The sequence below is a fragment of the Massilia sp. NBRC 108631 genome, assembly GCF_059704565.1.
In genome coordinates this window covers 1-2,220 of the sequence record NZ_BAAKJE010000123.1, presented here as the reverse complement: position 1 = coordinate 2,220, position 2,220 = coordinate 1, and the positions used below count along the sequence as shown (strand labels likewise).

Below are 2,220 nucleotides of genomic sequence, written 5' to 3'. Positions count from 1 at the left end.
CAGCGCGCCCACACCGCCCCCCCCCGCGGCGCGGGCGGCCCCCCGTGGCGCCCCCGCGGCTGGGGCCGCATCGTCAACGTGGCCTCGGTGCACGGGCTGGTGGCGTCGGTAAACAAGTCCGCCTACGTGGCGGCCAAGCACGGGGTGGTCGGGCTGACCAAGGCGGTGGCGCTGGAAAATGCGCGCAGCGGCGTCACGTGCAATGCGATCTGCCCCGGCTGGGTGCTGACGCCGCTGGTGCAGAAGCAGATCGACGAGCTGGCCGCGCGCGAGGGCCTGGGCGCGGACCAGGCGCGCGCCAGGCTGCTGGGCGAAAAGCAGCCCTCGCAGGCGTTCGCCACGCCGGAGCAGATCGGCGCGCTGGCTGTGTTCCTGTGCAGCGCCGCGGCCGACCAGATGCGCGGCGCGGCGCTCAATATGGACGGCGGCTGGGCCGCCCAGTAAGCCTTACACCACCGAACCGAGCTTGAAGATCGGCAGGTACATGGCAATCACCAGGCCGCCGATCAGCACGCCCAGGATCACCATGATCAGCGGTTCCATCAGGCTCGACAGCGAGGCCACGGCCTCGTCCACTTCATCTTCGAAGAAGTCGGCCACCTTGCCCAGCATGGCGTCCAGCGAGCCGGATTCTTCGCCGATCGACACCATCTGCGTCACCATGTTGGGGAACACGTCGGCGTTCTGCATGGCCACCGTCAGGCTGGTGCCGGTGCTCACTTCCTTCTGGATGCGGCGCGTCGCTTCCAGGTAGACGATATTGCCGGATGCGCCGCCCACCGAGTCGAGCGACTCCACCAGCGGCACGCCGGCGGCAAACATGGTCGACAGGGTGCGCGTCCAGCGGGCGATGGTGGCCTTGCGGATCACCTCGCCGAAAATGGGCAGCTTGAGCAGCGTCACGTCCATGAAGCGCTGTACTTGCGGCGAGCGCCGCCAGGCCTGGAAGAAGAAGTAGATCGAGCCGAACAGGCCGCCGAAAATGATGTACCAGTAGTTGACGAAGAACTCGGAAATCGCCATCACGGCCAGCGTGGGCGCCGGCAGGTCGGCGCCGAAGCTGGCGAACACCTGCTTGAACGCCGGCACCACCCAGATCATGATGACGGCCGTGACGATGAAGGCCACGCCCAGGATCGATACCGGGTAGGTCAGCGCGGACTTGATCTTGGCCTTCATGGCCAAGGTCTTTTCCTTGTAGATGGCCAGCCGTGTCAGCAGGTCTTCCAGGATGCCGGCCTGTTCGCCGGCGCCCACCAGGTTGCAGAACAGCGGGTCGAAATACAGCGGGAACTTGCGGAACGCCTGGTTCAGGCTGGTGCCGGTTTCGATATCGGCGCGCAAATCCATCACCAGCTTCGACACCGACGGATTGGAGTGGCCCTTGCCGACGATGTCGAACGACTGCAGCAGCGGCACGCCGGCCTTCATCATGGTGGCCAGCTGGCGCGTGAACAGCGAGATGTCCTTGTCGGTGACCTTCTTGCCGCTGCGGTAGACCTTTTTCTTGACCTTGGTGACCATGATGCCTTGCCGCCGCAAGGTCACGTTGACCACCGCTTCGCCGCCGGCGCGCAGCTCGCCGCGCACGGTCTTGCCGGTTTTGTCCTTGCCTTCCCAGGCGAAGACCGATTCCTTGACCGGGCTGCCCGGCGTGCTGGTAGTGGCCATGATGTCTGTCCTATTCATTGGTGCAGCCGAGGACTTCCTCGAGGCTGGTCAGCCCGTTTTTTACTTTGACCAGGCCGGATTGGCGCAGCGACTTCACGCCTTCGCTTTCCGACTGGGCCGCGATCTGCATCGAATTGCCGTGCGCCAGGATGAGGCTCTCGATGGCGGGGGTGATCGGCATGATCTGGTAGATGCCGACCCGGCCCTTGTAGCCGCCGCCGTTGCAGCGTTCGCAGCCGACCGGGCCGTACGGCTTCCAGCTGCCGTCCAGCTCTTCCGGCTTGTAGCCTGCTTTCAGCAGCAGTTCGTTGGAAATGTCCACCGGCTGCTTGCAGGTGCACAGGCGGCGCGCCAGGCGCTGCGCGGTAATCAAGATCACCGAGGAGGCAATGTTGAACGGCGCCACGCCCATGTTCATCAAACGCGTCAGCGTGGATGGCGCGTCGTTGGTGTGCAGCGTGGAGAACACCATGTGGCCGGTCTGCGCCGCCTTGATGGCGATGTCGGCCGTTTCCAGGTCGCGGATCTCGCCCACCATGATGATGTCCG

Annotated in this window: 3 protein-coding genes; 1 reads left to right on the top strand and 2 read right to left on the bottom strand. The window is 65.1% G+C overall.

Features of this window, described 5'->3' with window-relative positions; all coding sequences use genetic code 11:
- The coding region (locus tag AC6H42_RS13450) for an SDR family oxidoreductase (protein ID WP_497548260.1) at positions 1–444 on the top strand (444 nt) is incomplete at its 5' end.
- Between the two features lie 3 nt (positions 445–447).
- Here AC6H42_RS13450 and AC6H42_RS13445 read toward each other — a convergent pair.
- Both AC6H42_RS13445 and AC6H42_RS13440 read right to left on the bottom strand, forming a co-directional pair.
- Positions 448–1,671, bottom strand: a complete 1,224-nt coding sequence (locus AC6H42_RS13445) for a type II secretion system F family protein (RefSeq protein WP_057153368.1) — start codon at positions 1,669–1,671, stop codon at positions 448–450.
- A 10-nt stretch (positions 1,672–1,681) separates the two neighbouring features.
- Positions 1,682–2,220: ATPase, T2SS/T4P/T4SS family (locus AC6H42_RS13440; protein ID WP_497548259.1), on the bottom strand; the 539-nt coding region annotated here is incomplete at its 5' end.